General features: G+C 46.4%; 13 protein-coding genes. 8 read left to right on the forward strand and 5 right to left on the reverse strand.

Annotated features, from left to right (window positions below; genetic code table 11):
- Positions 1-2 precede the first annotated feature (2 nt).
- The 3 genes from RA156_RS03475 to dnaK form a co-directional block, all read right to left on the reverse strand.
- Positions 3-2,300 (reverse strand): efflux RND transporter permease subunit, encoded by a 2,298-nt coding sequence (locus RA156_RS03475; protein ID WP_306642806.1) that lies wholly within the window; start codon positions 2,298-2,300, stop codon positions 3-5.
- 125 nt (positions 2,301-2,425) lie between these two features.
- Complete coding sequence (gene mscL / locus RA156_RS03480) at positions 2,426-2,827, reverse strand: large-conductance mechanosensitive channel protein MscL (RefSeq protein ID WP_306642807.1); 402 nt, start codon at positions 2,825-2,827, stop codon at positions 2,426-2,428.
- 150 nt (positions 2,828-2,977) lie between these two features.
- Complete coding sequence (gene dnaK / locus RA156_RS03485) at positions 2,978-4,891, reverse strand: molecular chaperone DnaK (RefSeq protein WP_306642808.1); 1,914 nt, start codon at positions 4,889-4,891, stop codon at positions 2,978-2,980.
- A gap of 183 nt (positions 4,892-5,074) precedes the next feature.
- Here dnaK and RA156_RS03490 point away from each other — a divergent pair, with 183 nt between their 5' ends.
- From RA156_RS03490 to RA156_RS03525, 8 genes are all read left to right on the forward strand, one after another.
- Positions 5,075-6,085, forward strand: coding sequence for a ligase-associated DNA damage response exonuclease (locus RA156_RS03490; protein WP_306642809.1), 1,011 nt, complete (start codon positions 5,075-5,077; stop codon positions 6,083-6,085).
- Positions 6,082-7,671, forward strand: coding sequence for an ATP-dependent DNA ligase (locus tag RA156_RS03495; RefSeq protein WP_306642810.1), 1,590 nt, complete (start codon positions 6,082-6,084; stop codon positions 7,669-7,671). The genes RA156_RS03490 and RA156_RS03495 overlap by 4 nt, the downstream gene beginning before the upstream one ends.
- Positions 7,672-7,683: 12 nt before the next feature.
- On the forward strand, positions 7,684-8,457 hold the full coding sequence (locus RA156_RS03500; RefSeq protein ID WP_306642811.1) for an ABC transporter substrate-binding protein: 774 nt from the start codon (positions 7,684-7,686) through the stop codon (positions 8,455-8,457).
- A gap of 92 nt (positions 8,458-8,549) precedes the next feature.
- Positions 8,550-10,835, forward strand: a complete 2,286-nt coding sequence (locus RA156_RS03505) for a patatin-like phospholipase family protein (RefSeq protein WP_306642812.1) — start codon at positions 8,550-8,552, stop codon at positions 10,833-10,835.
- A gap of 39 nt (positions 10,836-10,874) precedes the next feature.
- Positions 10,875-11,927 (forward strand): Gfo/Idh/MocA family protein, encoded by a 1,053-nt coding sequence (locus tag RA156_RS03510; RefSeq protein WP_306642814.1) that lies wholly within the window; start codon positions 10,875-10,877, stop codon positions 11,925-11,927.
- Between the two features lie 3 nt (positions 11,928-11,930).
- Complete coding sequence (locus RA156_RS03515) at positions 11,931-13,199, forward strand: lipopolysaccharide biosynthesis protein (protein WP_306642816.1); 1,269 nt, start codon at positions 11,931-11,933, stop codon at positions 13,197-13,199.
- Complete coding sequence (locus RA156_RS03520; protein ID WP_306642818.1) at positions 13,196-14,335, forward strand: glycosyltransferase; 1,140 nt, start codon at positions 13,196-13,198, stop codon at positions 14,333-14,335. The genes RA156_RS03515 and RA156_RS03520 overlap by 4 nt, the downstream gene beginning before the upstream one ends.
- A gap of 10 nt (positions 14,336-14,345) precedes the next feature.
- Positions 14,346-15,293, forward strand: coding sequence for a GNAT family N-acetyltransferase (locus RA156_RS03525; protein ID WP_306642820.1), 948 nt, complete (start codon positions 14,346-14,348; stop codon positions 15,291-15,293).
- Here the strand turns inward: RA156_RS03525 and RA156_RS03530 are convergent.
- Positions 15,290-17,056, reverse strand: a complete 1,767-nt coding sequence (locus RA156_RS03530) for a SpoIIE family protein phosphatase (RefSeq protein WP_306642824.1) — start codon at positions 17,054-17,056, stop codon at positions 15,290-15,292. The two genes, RA156_RS03525 and RA156_RS03530, sit on opposite strands and share 4 nt — an antisense overlap.
- Positions 17,057-17,168: 112 nt before the next feature.
- Entirely contained in the window at positions 17,169-17,810 is a 642-nt protein-coding gene (locus tag RA156_RS03535; RefSeq protein WP_306642826.1) for a response regulator, read from the reverse strand.
- Between the last annotated feature and the right edge of the window lie 115 nt (positions 17,811-17,925).

Below are 17,925 nucleotides of genomic sequence, written 5' to 3' on the forward strand. Positions count from 1 at the left end.
AATCAACTGGTCGATTCTGCCTGAATCGCTGCTGGCTTTTGCTTGAAAAAGTACATGATCAATACCGGGAGTAACAACAAGTCAGCAAAGACCGCAAAGACAAGAGTCATACTCACCATAAGTCCGATATAGAATGTTCCAAGGAAGTCAGATAGAATCAACGTCATGAACCCACCACAAAGGATGATACTAGTGACGATGATCGCCTTACCAGTATCGAGGTAAGTGCGTTTCAATGCGTATACTACAGTTCGTCCTTTGGATAGCTCCAGCCTGAATTTCGACATGAAGTGTATGGTGTCGTCGACGGCGATACCGAAGGCGATGGTAAAGATGATTGAGGTAGAAACCTTCAAGTCAATCCCGTTAAAGCCCATAAATGCGGCAATGAGCAAGAGAGGGAGGAAGTTCGGGATCAAACAAATCAAGACCATCTTGACATTGCGGAACATCAAGCCCACAATCAACGCCACCACAAGGAAGGCGATGATCAGTCCGCCGGTCATATCCACAGCCAGTGTGCGGTTGTTCATGTCGATCAGCATCGGTGTTCCAGTAACGCGTAATTCGAACGGAGCATCAGGCATTTCAGAAGCTAAGAACTGTTCTAGTTCGGCATTGCGTGCCTCGAAGTGTTTCGCGCCTAAGTCACCTACCTTTCCGCTGATTCTAGCCACACCTACTTCTTGATTGACATACAATGACATCAGACTGTCTTTGTCATATCTACTTGCTAGCGTGACCAGACGATCAATTTGTCCTTGGTTATCAGGAATGACATTGAATCGCATATTTCCACCGTTCATTTGGCGGTAACCTAGCTTGATAAAACGAGCCGGCGAGAATACGGTTCCCACCCCATAGACCTCTTCAAGAAAGGTATCTACCTGGTCAAGCTGGTTCAGTACATCCTTATCAAAGATGTCTGTCGAGTCTTCCAACAAGATCGCCATTTCGAACGGACGAGCACCAGAGAAGTTTTCTTCGAAATAGGTGAATTCCTTCTTCAATTCATCACCTTCTCGCAGGTCTTCCAGAATGAAGTTGTTGACCTGAATACGACTCATTCCGAAGATGGAAATCGCAATCAACACCACCGATCCAATGATGATGGAACGCTTGTGCTTGATCGTCCAACGGAAACTCTTTCTGAGTTGACGTGTCCAGAAGATCTTATTCTCTTTCTGGTCGTTCAGCTTCGGAGCTTTCGATAGAATAAGAACTGCCGGTAGCAGCGTATAAGCTAGGATGTAGGCAAGGAATACACCAACAGCAGTGGTTTGACCAAACTGAGCAATCGGACGAATGCTCGAAGTCATCAAGGTCAGGAACCCTATAGCCGTAGTTAATGAAGTCAAGAAAGTAGCAATACCGATCTCACGGAATGACACTTTGATGGCTTCAATCTTCGGCTTGCCTCGGCGTAGCTCATCATAGTATTTCGTGAGTACGTGCACCACATCACTCATACCAACAACAAAGATGATGGTTGGTAGAACGATCAACATCAAGTCAATCGATTTACCAGTCAGCTTCATGAACCCGAGAATCCAGAGCACGCTTAGCATGACCACCGTCACTGGAACCCAAATTCCCCAAGCAGAGCGGAATGAGACCCAAAGGAAAATGATGATGAGAATGAGTCCGAGGGAAATGAAAATCACCACCTCCATCTGCATAACCCCTACATAGTAAGTCTGGCCAATAGCACGACCAACTACGTGAGCTTCGTCAAAAGAAGAGTTGTACACCAAGTCTTGCATGACGATAGAAAGGGTATCGCATGCTTCTTTGGAGAGGTACTGCGTATGCTTGATTTGAAAAGCGATCGACTTTCCGTCTTCGGCGAAGAGGGTGCCAATCATTTCACCACGATCCCAAATGCGCGTGCTATCGATTTGTAGCATCGCATTGTCATCAATCCGAAGTAGCGGTTTCTGGAAAACCGTTCCTATCAGTGGATCACGCAAAGCCTCAGTAAGGCGCGTAGGGGAGATGACGGTGTCAATGTGCGCTACTTTTTCAATCTCTCTCGCGAGGGAATCGGCGCGTTGTAAGAAGTCAGATTGGAAAACACCTTCGTCATTTTTGAGTCCAACGATCATGAAGTCGTTGTCGTTCTCAAAGTAGCTTCGGTATTCAAAGAAAAACTCTGTTTCAGGTTCTCCGTGCGGAAGGAAGTTTTCGAAATTATAATCGAATCCGAGTTGTGAACTCAGCCAAATACAGAGGACAGAGATAGCCATGATGGCTACTAATCCGATACGTGCGATCCGCTTCAACTTATGTTCTTCCCACATTTCAGGAGGCTAACATTTGCGGCGCAATTTAGTTCAGAACTTGCGGAGGGTTATATCAGAAACATCACAAAAAAAGGGAATACCGTGAAGTATTCCCTTTTGGTTCGAAAACCGTGGGTTTTCGCTTATTTCTTGAGAAGGTCGCGGATTTCTCCAAGAAGCACTTCTTCGTTTGAAGGTGCAGGAGGAGCTGCTGGAGCTTCTTCTTCTTTCTTTTGCATGTTGTTGTAGGCTTTCACTACCAAGAAGATAGCGAAGGCTACAATAATGAAGGTGATGATTGTATTAATGAACGTTCCGTAATTGATGAATACTTCGGTGATGGTTCCATCATCAGCGGTATTCTCTCCAATTCTCAGTTTGAGTTCATTAAAATCAACGCCTCCAATGGCTTGACCAATAGGCGGCATGAGGACGTCGTTTACAAACGACTTTACAATAGCTCCAAAGTACGTTGCCATGATCAGACCTACAGCCATATCAAGCACGTTTCCTTTGCTAATAAAACTCTTGAATTCTTTTAACATAACACTGGTGTTTCGATTAAGGTTATCTAACCCAAATTAAATGATTTTCACGCTTGTGACGTAAAAATCTCAAGAAGTTACATCTGTAGTTATTCACAAAGAAAAAGTCCCGCATAGAGCGGGACTTACTTCTTTTTATGTGGGCGACGATTACTTATCGTCGTTGACTTCTTCGAAATCGACGTCTGTTACTTCTTCGTCGCTTCCTCCGTCTGATGCTGGTTCTTCAGCTCCGCCTTGCGCTTGTCCTTGGTCTGCTTGCGCAGCGTTGTACATGTCTTGGCTAGCTGCTTGGAATGCAGTGTTGAGCTTTTCAGTCGCAGGCTTGATCTGATCTGGATCTTTCGTTTCGTAAGCTGTTTTCAGCTCTGCCAACGCATCCTCGATCGGCTGCTTCTTGTCTGCAGGGATCTTGTCACCATACTCTTTCAGCTGCTTCTCCGTTTGGAAAATCAAGCTGTCAGCCTGGTTGATGATATCTGCTTGCTCTTTTGCTTTGCGGTCAGACTCAGCATTTGCCTCTGCCTCATTCTTCATGCGTTCGATTTCATCATCAGTCAATCCTGAAGATGCCTCGATGCGAATGCTCTGCTCTTTGTTTGTCGCTTTGTCTTTCGCGCTTACGTTGATGATTCCGTTCGCATCAATATCGAAAGTCACTTCGATCTGAGGAATACCTCGTGGTGCTGGTGGAAGTCCATCCAAGTGGAATCGTCCGATAGTGCGGTTGTGCGCAGCCATTGAACGTTCTCCTTGAAGCACGTGAATCTCAACTGAAGGTTGGTTGTCAGAAGCAGTAGAGAAGGTCTCTGACTTCTTCGTTGGGATGGTTGTGTTTGCGTCGATCAACTTCGTGAATACTCCACCCATTGTTTCGATACCCAATGAAAGTGGCGTTACGTCAAGAAGAAGAACGTCTTTCACTTCACCAGTCAATACACCCCCTTGGATTGCAGCTCCTACAGCTACTACCTCATCTGGGTTAACTCCTTTTGAAGGCTCTTTTCCGAAGTACTTCTGTACTGCTTCTTGAACCGAAGGAATACGTGTAGAACCACCAACCAAGATCACTTCGTCGATATCTGACTTGCTCAATCCAGCGTTTTTCAATGCTGTTTCACAAGGCTCGATAGTACGCTTGATCAATGAATCAGCCAACTGCTCGAACTTTGCACGAGACATTGAACGAACCAAGTGCTTAGGCACACCGTCAACTGGCATGATGTAAGGAAGGTTGATCTCAGTTGAAGAAGTGCTCGACAACTCGATCTTCGCTTTCTCAGCTGCTTCTTTTAGACGCTGAAGGGCCATCGGATCTTTAGTTAGATCGAGGTTTCCGTTCTCGTCTTTGAACTCTTGTACCAACCAATCGATGATCACTTGGTCGAAGTCGTCACCTCCAAGGTGCGTGTCTCCGTCTGTAGAAAGTACTTCGAATACTCCGTCTCCTAGTTCAAGGATAGAAACATCGTGTGTACCTCCACCAAGGTCAAATACAACGATCTTCTGATCTACTGTCTTCTTGTCAAGACCGTAAGCCAAAGCTGCTGCTGTAGGCTCGTTGATAATACGTTTTACTTTCAATCCAGCAATCTCACCAGCTTCTACTGTCGCTTGGCGCTGTGCATCGTTGAAGTATGCAGGAACGGTAATAACCGCCTCAGATACGTCAGTACCTAGGTAGTCTTCCGCTGTCTTTTTCATTTTCTGTAGAACGATCGCAGAAATCTCCTGTGGAGTGTACATGCGGTCGTCAATCTTTACACGAGGTGTGTTGTTGTCTCCCTTCACTACTTCGTAAGGAACTCGTCCTGACTCTGTCGTAGTCTCATCGAAAGACTGCCCCATGAAACGCTTAATCGAGAAGATTGTTTTCGTTGGGTTCGTGATCGCCTGACGCTTCGCCGGGTCACCTACTTTACGCTCTCCTCCATCAACGAAGGCTACCATAGAAGGGGTAGTGCGTTTTCCTTCGCTATTTGCAATGACCACTGGCTCATTACCTTCCATCACTGCTACACAGGAGTTGGTTGTTCCGAGGTCGATTCCAATAATTTTACTCATTGTTATTGCGTTTGTTCCGAATTTTCGTTGTTCGATCTCTCTTACTCAATCCGTATGCCATTAGCTTCCAGCGCTGAAATGGTGAAAATTTGGCAGAAATAGTCTGACATGTCCTGTCATATGTCATTCAGCAACTGACAAGGTGACCAAACAACTTACTGCCACAGATGTTACCTTAGGCACATGACCGGATTACTTTCATACAAAGCCCAAGGAATCTATTGCGAAGCAGGTGATTTCTTTATTGATCCTTGGAGACCGGTCAACAAAGCACTGATTACCCACGCCCATGCAGATCATTCTCGCTGGGGTATGAAACAGTACCTCGCTCATCATCGAAGCATTCCTGTTATGCGTCATCGCCTTGGCGAAATCAATGTGAGCGGAGTGGAATATGAAGAAGAAGTCAACATCAACGGTGTCAAGGTTTCTTTTCATCCTGCCGGACATATCATAGGCTCCTCTCAAATCAGGGTGGAGTACAAAGGAGAAGTGTGGGTAGTTTCAGGAGATTATCGCACCGGTGAAAGCGATCATACCTGTGCTCCTTTTGAACCGGTCAAGTGCCATGCGTTTATTACAGAAAGCACCTTCGGGTTGCCCATCTTTCGTTGGCAGACCAATGAATCGCTCTTCGCTGACATTAATGCCTGGTGGTCTTCGCTAGCGCGGAATAAGAAGAACGCTGTATTGTTTGCCTATAGTTTAGGCAAGGCTCAACGTGTTCTCGCTGGAGTAGATCCAAGCATTGGTCCAATATATACACATGGTGCCGTGGAGAATACCAATGAAGTGCTCCGCGCTGATGGGATGATTCTTCCCGAAACCACACGAATTACGCAAGACCATAAATCAGGCGACATCAAGGGTGCCCTGATCATTGCACCACCTTCAGCGATGGGAACACCATGGATGAAACGACTTCAACCTTATGAAACCGCCATTGCCAGTGGATGGATGCAAGTGCGGGGAATGCGTAGAAGAAGGAATGCCGATAAGGGATTTGTACTGAGCGATCATGCTGATTGGGAAGGTTTGAATCACGCTATCGCGGAAACGGGAGCAGAACGTATCTATGTTACACATGGCTACAGTGATATCTACAGCAAATACCTTTCAGAACAAGGGTACGACGCACGCGTGGTAGAAACGGAATACGGCGAGGAACAAGAAGAAAAAGAGGCAAACGCATGAAAAGATTTGCCGAACTGATCTCTGAACTCGACAGCACGACCAAGACAACCAAACGCTTGGCTGCACTCAAACGCTACTTCGCCGAAGTTCCAGATGAGGATAAACTCTGGTGCATCGCGTTGATGACGCATCGTCGTCCGAAGCGTCCCGTGAAGACAACCCTTCTCCGAGAATGGGCTGCGGAAGAAGCAGGAATAGCCACTTGGCTCTTTGAAGATACCTACCATATCGTAGGTGATTTGGCAGAAACCATTGCGCTCGTCCTGCCAAATGCTACAGATCAGTCTTCAAAGAGTCTAACGCAAACCATTCAAGACCTCATCGCCATCACCGGCGCGGCAGAAGAAGAGAAAGAGCGTTTTGTCAAAGCATCATGGGCCCAGTTAGACAAGAACGGACGTTTCGTTTTCAATAAACTCATCACCGGAGGATTCAGAATCGGTGTCAGCAGTAAGAACCTTACCAAGGCCTTAGCAGATTACACCGGGCAAGATGTCAATGTACTCGCCCATCGCTTGATGGGGAATTGGACCCCTGACACGACTACTTTCGAGGAACTCATCCTTCAAGAAGATCCTGACGGAGATGCCAGTAGACCTTACCCGTTCTACTTGGCATACGCCGTAGATGATGAGGTCAGTGAATTAGGGGCAATTGATGACTGGATTGTTGAAGATAAGTGGGACGGCATCCGAGGACAGGTCATCCGAAGAAAGGGCGAAATATTTGTCTGGAGCAGGGGAGAAGAACTGGTGACCGATAAGTATCCCGAGTTTCAGAGCTTCATGGATTCAGTTCCAGATGGCACGGTCATCGATGGTGAAATCATTTGTCATGACGGCGACAAGCCCATGTCGTTCGGTGTCCTCCAAACTCGCATTGGTCGGAAAGCGGTTTCCAAGAAAACCTTGAAGGAGGCTCCTGTTAAGCTCATCGCCTACGATATCCTCGAACACGAAGGGAAGGATGTGCGCGAGCTACCGCAAGCTGAGCGCCGAAAGTTGCTGGAATCAGTAGTTGAAGAAGCAGCGGATCCTACACTGTTAATCTCAGCAGTCATCCAGATGCAGAGTTGGGAAGAACTTGCTTCGTTCCGAGCGCTAGCGAGAGAAAGACACAGCGAAGGACTCATGCTCAAAAGAGCCAATGCACCCTATAAAATCGGACGAAAACGAGGAGATTGGTGGAAGTGGAAGTTAGACCCGCTAACCATAGACGCCGTGCTCATCTACGCCATGCGCGGACACGGACGAAGAGCCAACCTCTATACAGACTACACCTTCGCCGTATGGAATGGAGAGCAATTAGTGCCTTTTACCAAGGCGTACAGCGGATTGACTGACAAAGAATTCGCGCGGGTAGACGCCTTTGTCAAGAAGAATACCCTCGAGCGTTTTGGACCGGTGAGAAGCGTACAACCTGAATTGGTATTCGAAATAGCCTTTGAAGGCATTCGAGCTTCCACCAGACATAAAAGCGGGATTGCACTCCGATTCCCGCGTATGGCTCGATGGCGAGAGGATAAAAAGGCTGACGAAGCGAATACCTTAGATGACCTCAAGGAAATGTTGGATCTATATGGTTAACCTTGCAGATAGATGCAGTTCACTGATCACATAGGACATGCCTTTGAGTTACCGAAGACGCCCACTCGAATCGTTTCACTCGTCCCGAGCCAGACAGAATTACTCTTTTCACTTGGGTTGGACGATGAGGTAGTAGGGCTCACCAAATTCTGCATCCATCCAGAAGAGAAATGGAGAAGCGTCACTCGTGTTGGCGGGACTAAGAATGTCAACCATCAGCGCATTGCCGAGTTAGCACCTGATTTGATCATTGCGAACAAGGAAGAGAATACGAGGGAAGACATTCTGCAGCTTCAAGATCAATATCCAGTATGGACGAGCGATATCGAGACCTTGGAAGATGCCTTCCGCATGATTCGGGATGTTGGAGTATTAGTTGGTAAAGCCCAGGAAGCTTCAAACATGGTAGAAGACATTGCCGCTTCACTTCAATCTGTTAAAGGAAGATGCCAAGGCAAGGTCGCGTACTTGATCTGGGAAAACCCCAAGATGCTCGCGGGTCCAAAAACATTCATTCATGAAATGCTCAACTATTGTGGCTGGGAAAACGCTGTAGACCAAGAGCGGTACCCAGAACTAACGGTACAGCAGCTGCAAGATATACAGCCTGACCTGATTATGTTGAGCAGCGAACCCTATCCGTTTAAGAAGAAGCATTTGGATGAATTCATGCAACTATTCCCCAACTCTACGGTCTCTTTGGTGGATGGTGAAATGTTCAGCTGGTACGGTTCACGAATGATGCTCACAGCCGACTATATCCGAAAGGAATTCTTGGTTGATTGATCGTTCACACCGCTTTTTTGACAATTCAGCACAAATAATGTGGTACTTAGGGCTAGAGAATAGCACCTTTGTATTAACTGGAAACCGCTCTAATGCGCACAATAGCTCATAGCTTTCTCACAGCTCTGCTTCTTTTGACCTGCCATATTGGCTATGGTCAACGCGTGGGTATTGTGCTAAGTGGTGGAGGGGCGAAGGCCGCGGCTCACGTAGGTTTTCTGAAGGCATTAGAAGAAAATGGTGTCCCAGTTGATTACATTGCTGGAGCCAGTATGGGGTCTATCGTAGGCGCGATGTACGCCTCAGGTTATACCATCCAAGAAATTGATTCTATTCTCCGATCTGATGAATACCTGCGGATGGCGCGAGGTGAGGTGGATCGAGAACTGAAGTACTACTACAAAGAGTACGATGACGATGCAGGCATGGGAACGCTCAAGTTCTCCAAGGGAAACCTGATCAACCCAACGCTTCCTACGAACTTAGTGAATACCGCTTTGCTGGATTTCAATTTCATGGAAGGCTTTGCCCAAGCCTCTGCCGCTGCGCACTATGACTTTGACAGTCTGATGATTCCCTTCCGATGCGTGGCATCAGATGTGGTAAACAAGGAGCAAGTAGTCTTTCGAAATGGAAACTTAAGCACGGCCGTTCGGGCTTCTATGACTTACCCCTTTTATGTTTCCCCAATTCGTGTAGATGGTCAACTCTTGTTCGACGGAGGATTGTACAACAACTTCCCGTCGAATGTGATTTATGAAGACTTCTTGCCCGATGTGATTATTGGAAGCAATGTGAGTTCAAATGAAGAGCCGCCGGTGGAAGATGATCCGTTCTCGCAACTACGGAGCATGGTGATTTATGACACCAATTTTGAAACGCTCTGTGAGCAAATGATTATTGTCGAGCCTAAGATGGATGTCGGCACTTTTGACTTCGATGACATTGATCTCGCTATCGCGGAAGGCTACAGAGCAGCCATGGAACAAATGGATAGCATCCTTATCATGGTAGGTGATCGTGCATCAAAAGAGGAACTCACAAAGAAGCGTCAAGCTTTCCGCTCCAAGTGGAAACCCCTTGTCTTTGATGAGATCACGATTAGCGGAATGGAACGCTCTGAGCGTGGTTATGTCCGCCGTTTCATCAACCGAAAGAAAGGTTCCGTAGGCATTAAGGAGCTGGAGAAAACCTACTTCCGTGTATATGCCGACGAGAAGATAAAAGCGATTCGTCCAACAGCAACTTTCAACGAACAAACAGGCTACTACCGCTTGAACATGGACGTTCAAAAGGAGAAAGACATTTTCTTATCTGTGGGAGGGAACTTCTCATCCCGTCCGCTGAATATGGGGTACGTGAATGTACGGTATAATCTGTTCGGACGAGTTAGCACCACCATTAATGGTAACAGCTACTTCGGAAAGTTCTATGGTTCGGCTCACTTGAGTTCACGTTTTGATTTCCCGACACGTATTCCGTTTTCAATCGAGCCTTACATTACTTTGAATCGTTGGGATTACTTCCGAAGCTTTGCCACATTCTTTGAAGAAGTTCGTCCGTCATTCATCGTCATCAATGAGCGTTACGCTGGCTTACGTTTTAGAATCCCAGTTGGGAATAAAGGACGAATTGACCTCTTGGCAAATGCCGCTGAAGTCAGCGACGATTATTACCAAACAACGAGCTTTCTAGCTACAGATACAGCAGATCGTACACGCATGTACGCTGGTATTTACGACTTGATGTACGAGCGTTCGACCTTGAATCGCAAGCAATTCGCTAACAGTGGAACTTTCCTCAAATTTCAATTGAAGTACACGAATGGGGAAGAACAAACCATTCCTGGTTCGACCAGTGCGAATCGCGACACGATCAAGACACGGAGAGAGTGGTTCATGTTTAAAGCCAAGTACACCAATTACTTCACTCACGTTGGGCCGGTAAAGATTGGGATGACCTTGGAGGGAGTGGCAAGCTCTCAACCTTTATTCCAGAACACGACGGCTTCACAAATTGCGGCACAGCGCTTCCAGCCGATACCTGAAAGCACGGCTTTCTTTATGCCCCAGTTCCGTGCCCACAACTATGCAGCTGGAGGCTTGATGTTCGTGACTCAATTCACGCCATCACTAGACCTGCGTTTGGAAGGATATAGCTTCGTGGCATCCGGTAGAATTATGTCAGATGTCGATGGTACACCGATGTACAATCGAGAGGTTCAGCCATTCTATATCGGATCCGCAAGTTTTGTATACCATAGTCCGGTTGGACCACTCAGTCTATCAGCGAATTACTATGATCAGAAAGAGGTTCCATGGAGCTTTGTCTTCAACTTCGGATACCTGATCTTCAATCGCTCGGTAAGACATAACTAAGTGCCAGTCTGAAACCTTACCTTTGCCCAAATTTCCTCCATGACTAAAATTCGATTCGGTGTAATTGGTGCCGGCCACATTGGAAAGCGCCACGCAGAAATGGTTCTTCGTCACGACGGTGCAGAGCTCGTTGCTATGTGCGATAGACGAGGTAAAGAAGAGTGCTGTGTATCTTGGGAAGGCCCATTTTACGCAACTCCTCAAGAGATGCTTGATGCACATCCTGAGATCGATGTAGTGAACGTGTGTACACCAAATGGTTTACACGCTGAGCACGCCATCGTTGCACTTGACAATTCGAAGCACGTAGTCATCGAGAAGCCAATGGCCTTAAGTAAGGCTGATTGTGAGAAGATCATTTACTCAGCACTGAATAAGTCTCGCCAGGTTTTCGGAGTCATGCAGAACCGATACTCACCACCTTCAGAGTGGATCAAAGGAGTAGTTGATTCAGGTGTCTTGGGAGAAATTTACATGGTTCAGATCAACTGTTTCTGGAACCGTGACGACAATTACTACGGTAAAATTCCTTGGAAAGGAGATCTAGAACTTGACGGTGGAACGCTGTTCACACAGTTCTCACACTTCATCGACATCATGTACTGGTTGTTCGGTGATATCGATAACATCCAATCGCGCTTCCGTGATTTCCGCCACCAGCACAACACTGATTTCGAAGATTCAGGTTTTGTGAGCTTTGATTTCGTGAACGGTGGACTTGGTTCAATCAGCTTCTCAACAGCTGTAGATCGCAAGAACTACGAATCGTCGATGACGATTGTTGCAGAGAAAGGAACAGTGAAGATTGGCGGGCAGTACATGAATGAAGTAGAGTACTGCGACATTCGCGATTACGAAATGCCAGAGCTTCCTGAAGCGAACCCAGCTAATGACTATGGTGCATACAAAGGTTCTGCTGCGAATCACGGTTACGTGATTGAGAACGTAGTTGACACCATCAATGGTCATAAGCAGATTACCACCAATGCCCTTGAAGGTTTGAAAGTGGTAGAGATTATTGAACGTATTTACGCTAGCGCGGAACGCATTGTGAAAGAGAGAGAAAGCGATTCTCACTCTACGGTTTCATAAGCTTTGTCTCAGCTCAAAACATCCGAATTCGTTAAGAATGTATTGACCTTGCTTACCGGCACTGCGCTCGGTCAGGTCATTGCGCTCGTCCTTTCGGTGATCGTCACTAGGATCTACGATCCAGAGATGTTCGCTTCATTGGAGCACTTCGCGATGTTCATCGGAATACTTGGTGTCATCGCCGGTGGTAAATACGAAGCTGCTATCATGCTCCCGAAGACGGAAGAAGAAGCGAAGCACCTGCTCGCCCTCACTATTCGGATTGGTTTGTTCTCAGGCATCGGTTTAACGGCTGTTTTCTTCTTTTTCAGGGATGGAATCGGAAACTTGATAGGGAACGATGACATCAAGCCATACTTATGGTTGGTAGGACCTACGGTTTTCTTCTTTGTCGTGCGCACTGCCATGGGGTATTGGTTCAGTCGTCAGAAGAACTACAAACCAGCATCAGCAGCGAAGGTGTTTTTCTCCGCGGTATCGGAGCCACTTAAGATTGGAACAGGTGCCGCCGGAATCAGACCAGGTGGATTGATTTATGGAGTCGTTGGTGGTCATCTTGTCGCGGCGACATTCCTTTGGTGGCGATTTAAACAGCAGGTAGCTGACGGATTTAAAGGGGTGACAAAAGCCCAACGCTTCGAACAGGGAAAGGTATTCTCTGATTACCCACAATACAGCATTCTAGGGAGTTTATTGAATCGATTAGCTCAGTGGCTGCACATTGCGTTGTTTGGATTGCTCTTCGGTGAAGCTGGTTTGATCGCCGTTGGGTTTATGGGCTTATCTCGGCGAATTGTACTCGCCCCTATGAATATGTTGGCGACGAGCTTCTCGCAAGTATACTTCCAACGTTTGACTGAAATTCCTGATGGATCCCAATTACGATCTTTCTACTTGACGAGCCTCAAACGTTTCTCAGTATTTGCCCTTTTCGTCATAGCCGTGATCTGGGTCCTTCCAGACCAAACTACCACTTGGATCTTCGGCGAGGAATGGGATGGAGTGATGCGATACCTGCGAATCCTGGTATTTTGGTTTGCCTGCAATTTTGCAGTGGCTTCCTTGGGCTTTATCCTGCACCGTATCCGAAAGCAGAAGCAAATGCTCGGACTTGACGCCTTCCATTTTTTCATCGTATTAAGTGCGCTTTTGATCGCGTACTATTCTGGTTTGGATGCATTTGGTGCCTTGACCTACTTTGTAATTGCCAAGGTGATCTATTTCATTGTAAATGTTATCGTAACCTTGCAACTTCTTAAAAAGGAAGCATGAGTAAACTTCGTGTAGCGAATATTGTACTGAACAATTTCACCAACGATAATCGGGTGTATAAAACCTCGCGCAGTTTGCGTGATGCAGGCTTTGACGTTCAGATCGTTGGGCTCAAGAAAGGAGACGTGAAAGAGCGCGATGAAGCGGATGGAATTCCTGTCCATCGCGTTGCAATTTCTACCATGAAACTTCCTGAGGGCTTGATTTGGGGGGCGATCAAATACCTTGAGATTATTTGGCGTATCGTCTGGGGTTACCGCAAAGCAGATATCTGGCATTGCAACGACTTCGAGATCTTTTTCATGGGAGTGCTCGCCAAGATGACGCGTCCAAAACTCAAGTTGATTTACGATAGCCACGAGTACCAAAGTGAACGTTACGGAAAGGGAGGCTTCGAAAAGGCCTTTATTTCACGAATGGAGAAACTATTCATTCATCGTGCTGAACACTTCATTACCGTATCAGCCGGTATCGCAGAAGAGTACAAGCGTCGGTTCGGAGTGAAGGACCCAACGGTAATCTATAACTCTCCTCACTTCACCCCGGTAGATCGTAGCAATGTGCTGAGAGAAGAACTAGGCATTCCAGAAGACGTCAAGATCTTCCTCTACCAAGGAGGTTTGGCCGTTAGTCGAGGAATTGAACTCTTGCTCGAGACTTTTGGTGCCATGAACGACCCTAAGATTCACTTGGTATTGATGGGGAGTGGCACACACCGTGCTATGTGTGAAGAAGCGGCGGCGAAATTTGATTCCATTCACTACCGTGAGCCGGTTCCTTACCATGACTTGATCAGGTATACTGCGAGCGCAGACGTTGGCGTGATATCGACACAGAATCTTTGCCTGAATAATTGGTTCTGCATGCCAAACAAGTTGTTCGAATACATTCAAGCAGGCGTACCTGTCCTTTGTAACAACCTTCACGACTGTAAAGACGTGATTGAATCGCGAGGTATCGGAGAGATCATCCCAGAGTACACGAAAGATTCATTGGAAGAAACCGTTAGAATGATGGCATCGAAAGACCTGTCTACCTATCAAGCTGGTTTGAAGAAGGCCGCTGATGAATTCCAATGGGACAAAGAAGAGATCAAGTTGAAGAAGATTTACGCTGATCTTGTAGAGCGCATGTAAGATGGCTGAAATGACCATCCGTCAATATAACCCCGATAGTGATGAATTGGATTTTCTCCAGTCGAATGGGGGTGTTTTCTTTCAGAAGTCGCTAGCGCGGAATGATGGAAAACTCATGCGATTGGTGCTCCTCGATGAAGATGATCGACTTTTCGGAGGCTTGCTTCTAGAGAAACTCACATTGAAAGGAATACCGTGTTTGGCCGCTCCAGAGTTACATCCACATTGTTCTTTGTTCACCCTCCCTATGGAAGGAGGGACCTACTCGGTACAAAGCCGAAGGAAGCGTGTCATGAGAGCTCTAGCTATGTTCTTAAAAGGACGACCAGAGCGTATTCATTCTATTCCATTTCCTTTCTCTTGGATTGATTTACAGCCGTTGATTTGGGAGAACTACAAGTGCACGGTTCGCTACACCTTCAGACTTGACCTTTCCGCCGAAGGCGAAGCGAGTAGTCAATTCAATCCTAAGCTTCGCAACTCAATTAAGAAAGCGAAGAACGACGGGATGACCATGCGCGAAGGGGATATGGAAGATTTGATTTACTGCGCCAGACATACAGCGGAAGCACAAGGATATGAGCTGCCAGAAGAGCGTATGCGAATGATGGGTAGCGTGCTTCACCCGCTGAATGGAAAAGTACAACTCGCCGTGAAAGATGGTGAACCTGTAGCCGCAGCCCTTTTTGTATACGACCGTGAAACGGTGTACTACTTGATTGGAGGTACCAGACGAGACCTAAAAGTCCGCGGGGGACTGGATTTCTTGTTGGGAGAGATGATTGCTGAATCAAAAGCCAATGGAATGAAAACCTTCGATTTCGAAGGCACCATGTTAGAATCCGTTGAACCAGTCTTTAGATCGTTCGGGGGAGTGATGACCCCATATTATTTGGCTTCGAAAGCACCGAAATTGCTTGTCCCTCTATTTCGCTTACGCGGAAGAAATGAGTTCTAAGTTCGGATACCCATTACCAGTATATCATCAATTTGCTCCGTAGGTCCTTTCCAGTCTTGGAAGGCACTTTTGATCACCATTTCCTGATCGTACATATTCTCGCTATCGACACTCTTCAGCAATTCAATGAATCGTCTGCGAGTGAACTTCTTGTCTTTCAATCCTCCAAACTGATCTACAAAACCGTCAGATGACATATAGAAACAATCTCCTTCTTTGAAAGGCATTGTATGTACGGTGAATGATTTGTCAGCATGCTTAAATGTACCTCCGAGTGAGCGACGGTCTCCTGCATAAGAACGCAGTCCGTTCTCATCTTTAGCATAGAGAATCTGGTAGGCTCCAGAGAACGAAAGTTCCATCTTCCTGTAATCGAACTTACATAGGGAGATGTCCATACCAGTGCTGATAATGGTACTAGCGTCGTGTTGCTTCAACTCTTTGACTACGTACTCATTCAGGTTGCTCAATACCTGGCCAGGATCTGAAATGTCGTTTTCAATCACCGCTTGGTTCAGCATCTTAGAGCTAATCATACTCATGAAAGCCCCAGGAACACCGTGTCCGGTGCAGTCAACACAAGCCACCCAGCGCACATCACCTTCTTCATGGTACCAATAGAAGTCACCACTAACGATGTCTTTTGGTCGCATGTACACAAAGGCATCTGCGAAGCCATTGGCGATTTGACTATGACTCGGGAGTAAGAGCTGTTGAATTCGTTTCGCAGCGATAATACTTTCGGTCATAGCGATGTAGTTATCGCGCATGACACGAGTAATCTTTTCACGCTCTTCAGCGTCGATTCGAAGCTTTTCGTTCAGTTGAGAAAGCTCCAACATGCGCTCTGCCACGGTATCTTCTAGACGCTCGGTCATTTTGATGGTACGCTTCTCCGCTTCAACAGTATCTGTCATGTCCACAAAACTTACTGTAAAGAAACTCGGACGATGTGGATCGTATACAACCTTCGTCTTCACAAAGCGTTTGTGCCCTTTCCAAGTTCGAACAGGAATGAGTTGTTCCACTGCAGTTGAACCGGTGCTAAATCGCTGAATAGCCTGGAATAGAATTCGGATGGCCGAACGTTCAAATAATCGAGGAAACGAATCAACGAGTGCGTTGAAGTCAGGAGCGTCGAAGAGTTTAACTGCGGCTTTATTTCCGGCAGTTACAACCAAGGTGTCAAGGAGATTCTTGATAGTATTCTTCATCACCTTGTTCTCTAGTTTCCCTTTGAGAAGCGGTTTGATTTCTACTGCGCTCGAGCATTCGATGAGCGCAACACCTGCGTGATCGAAGATGGATTTGAATCGCTCCTCGCTCGCTTGTAGCTGTTCCGCGATAGCGCGTTTAGCAATCTCAGAAGCTTTACGTTGAATCGCTTTTTGAATCGCGACATCTAGCCGAAGAAGTGATGATTTAATGATGTAATCATCGATTCCTTCTTTGATACATTCAATCGCGGTTTCTTCAGGGAGATCTCCCGTGACGATGATAAAAGGAATTTCAAGTCCTAGTTCTTTGACCTGGAGGAAAGCTTCCATCCCGGTAAACTGAGGCATTGAATAATCACTGAGTACGATGTCTGGATGACGATCTTCCAGGTAGTCTACGAATGCTTCCTTGGTTTTGACGTGATCTACACGCCAATCTGGATGCGTCTTACGGATGTGGCGTTTGACTAGCTCTGCATCCAGCGCGTAATCTTCAAGAAGAAGAATACTTAGATCGTCGTTATGTTGAAGTCCCTGTGTGGTCACTTTCGTTCGGTGTTTTATGGCTTTACAAATCTATTGTAGAACCACAGGGAGCTTTGAAGTCCACAAGCCGACAAGCTTGTAGGAAAGGAGGGAAGTTACCCTCCGCGTAGGATTACGCAGAAGGTAACAGGTTGTGCAATAGGATATACTTGATGATATCGGAGTTGTTGTCCATATTCATCTTTGTCAAGATACGTGAGCGGTAGGTTGAGATCGTCTTTGCGCTCAACATCAACTGGCTCGCAATCTGATTATTCGCTTTTCCTTCACCAATCGCTAGGAATACCTCGTATTCGCGATCTGAAAGTTGTTTGTGCGGTAGGTCCTGGTTCTTGTTGTTCATCTCGCGGTAGAGCAACTTCGTAATTGCAGGACTTAGATATTCGCCACCTTCCTGTACCGTACGGATCGCATCGATCAATACTTCTGGAGCGGAGTCTTTGTGAAGGTAACCAGACGCACCTGCCTTCAGCATGCGGATGGCAAACTGATCTTCAGGGTACATACTTAGCACAAGCACTTTGATCTCTGGATAGAAGATCTTCACTTGCTTAAGTACTTCAAGACCACTTCGTCCAGGAAGTGAGACATCTAATACAATTACGTCAGGTTGTTCTTTGCGCAGACGTTGAAGAAGTTCTTCACCGCTAGCGATATCATCCGAAAGGATCTTGATATCAGGGAAATTTGAAATGATCTTACTTAGACCTTCTCTGACGATCTTGTGATCATCACAAATAACAACATCAATCATGGCAAACAATTTTTGGTTGATTTCTTGACCAAATGTATTGGCATCAAACTGTCAGCCGTATAGGATGCAATCTTTACAGCGTGTAGGACGTTTCTGACATTGAAAAATGTTGCAG

Origin of the sequence: Sanyastnella coralliicola, assembly GCF_030845195.1 — a bacterium.
In the GTDB taxonomy this organism is placed as follows: Bacteria; Bacteroidota; Bacteroidia; order Flavobacteriales_D; family Sanyastnellaceae; genus Sanyastnella; species Sanyastnella coralliicola.

Coding starts and splice junctions, on each gene's coding strand:
- RA156_RS03525 (WP_306642820.1), top strand. CDS start 14,346: ATGACCATCCGTCAATATAACCCCGATAGTGATGAATTGGATTTTCTC.
- RA156_RS03495 (WP_306642810.1), top strand. CDS start 6,082: ATGAAAAGATTTGCCGAACTGATCTCTGAACTCGACAGCACGACCAAG.
- RA156_RS03510 (WP_306642814.1), top strand. CDS start 10,875: ATGACTAAAATTCGATTCGGTGTAATTGGTGCCGGCCACATTGGAAAG.
- RA156_RS03475 (WP_306642806.1), bottom strand. CDS start 2,300: ATGTGGGAAGAACATAAGTTGAAGCGGATCGCACGTATCGGATTAGTA.
- RA156_RS03505 (WP_306642812.1), top strand. CDS start 8,550: ATGCGCACAATAGCTCATAGCTTTCTCACAGCTCTGCTTCTTTTGACC.
- RA156_RS03490 (WP_306642809.1), top strand. CDS start 5,075: ATGACCGGATTACTTTCATACAAAGCCCAAGGAATCTATTGCGAAGCA.
- mscL (WP_306642807.1), bottom strand. CDS start 2,827: ATGTTAAAAGAATTCAAGAGTTTTATTAGCAAAGGAAACGTGCTTGAT.
- RA156_RS03500 (WP_306642811.1), top strand. CDS start 7,684: ATGCAGTTCACTGATCACATAGGACATGCCTTTGAGTTACCGAAGACG.
- RA156_RS03535 (WP_306642826.1), bottom strand. CDS start 17,810: ATGATTGATGTTGTTATTTGTGATGATCACAAGATCGTCAGAGAAGGT.
- RA156_RS03520 (WP_306642818.1), top strand. CDS start 13,196: ATGAGTAAACTTCGTGTAGCGAATATTGTACTGAACAATTTCACCAAC.
- dnaK (WP_306642808.1), bottom strand. CDS start 4,891: ATGAGTAAAATTATTGGAATCGACCTCGGAACAACCAACTCCTGTGTA.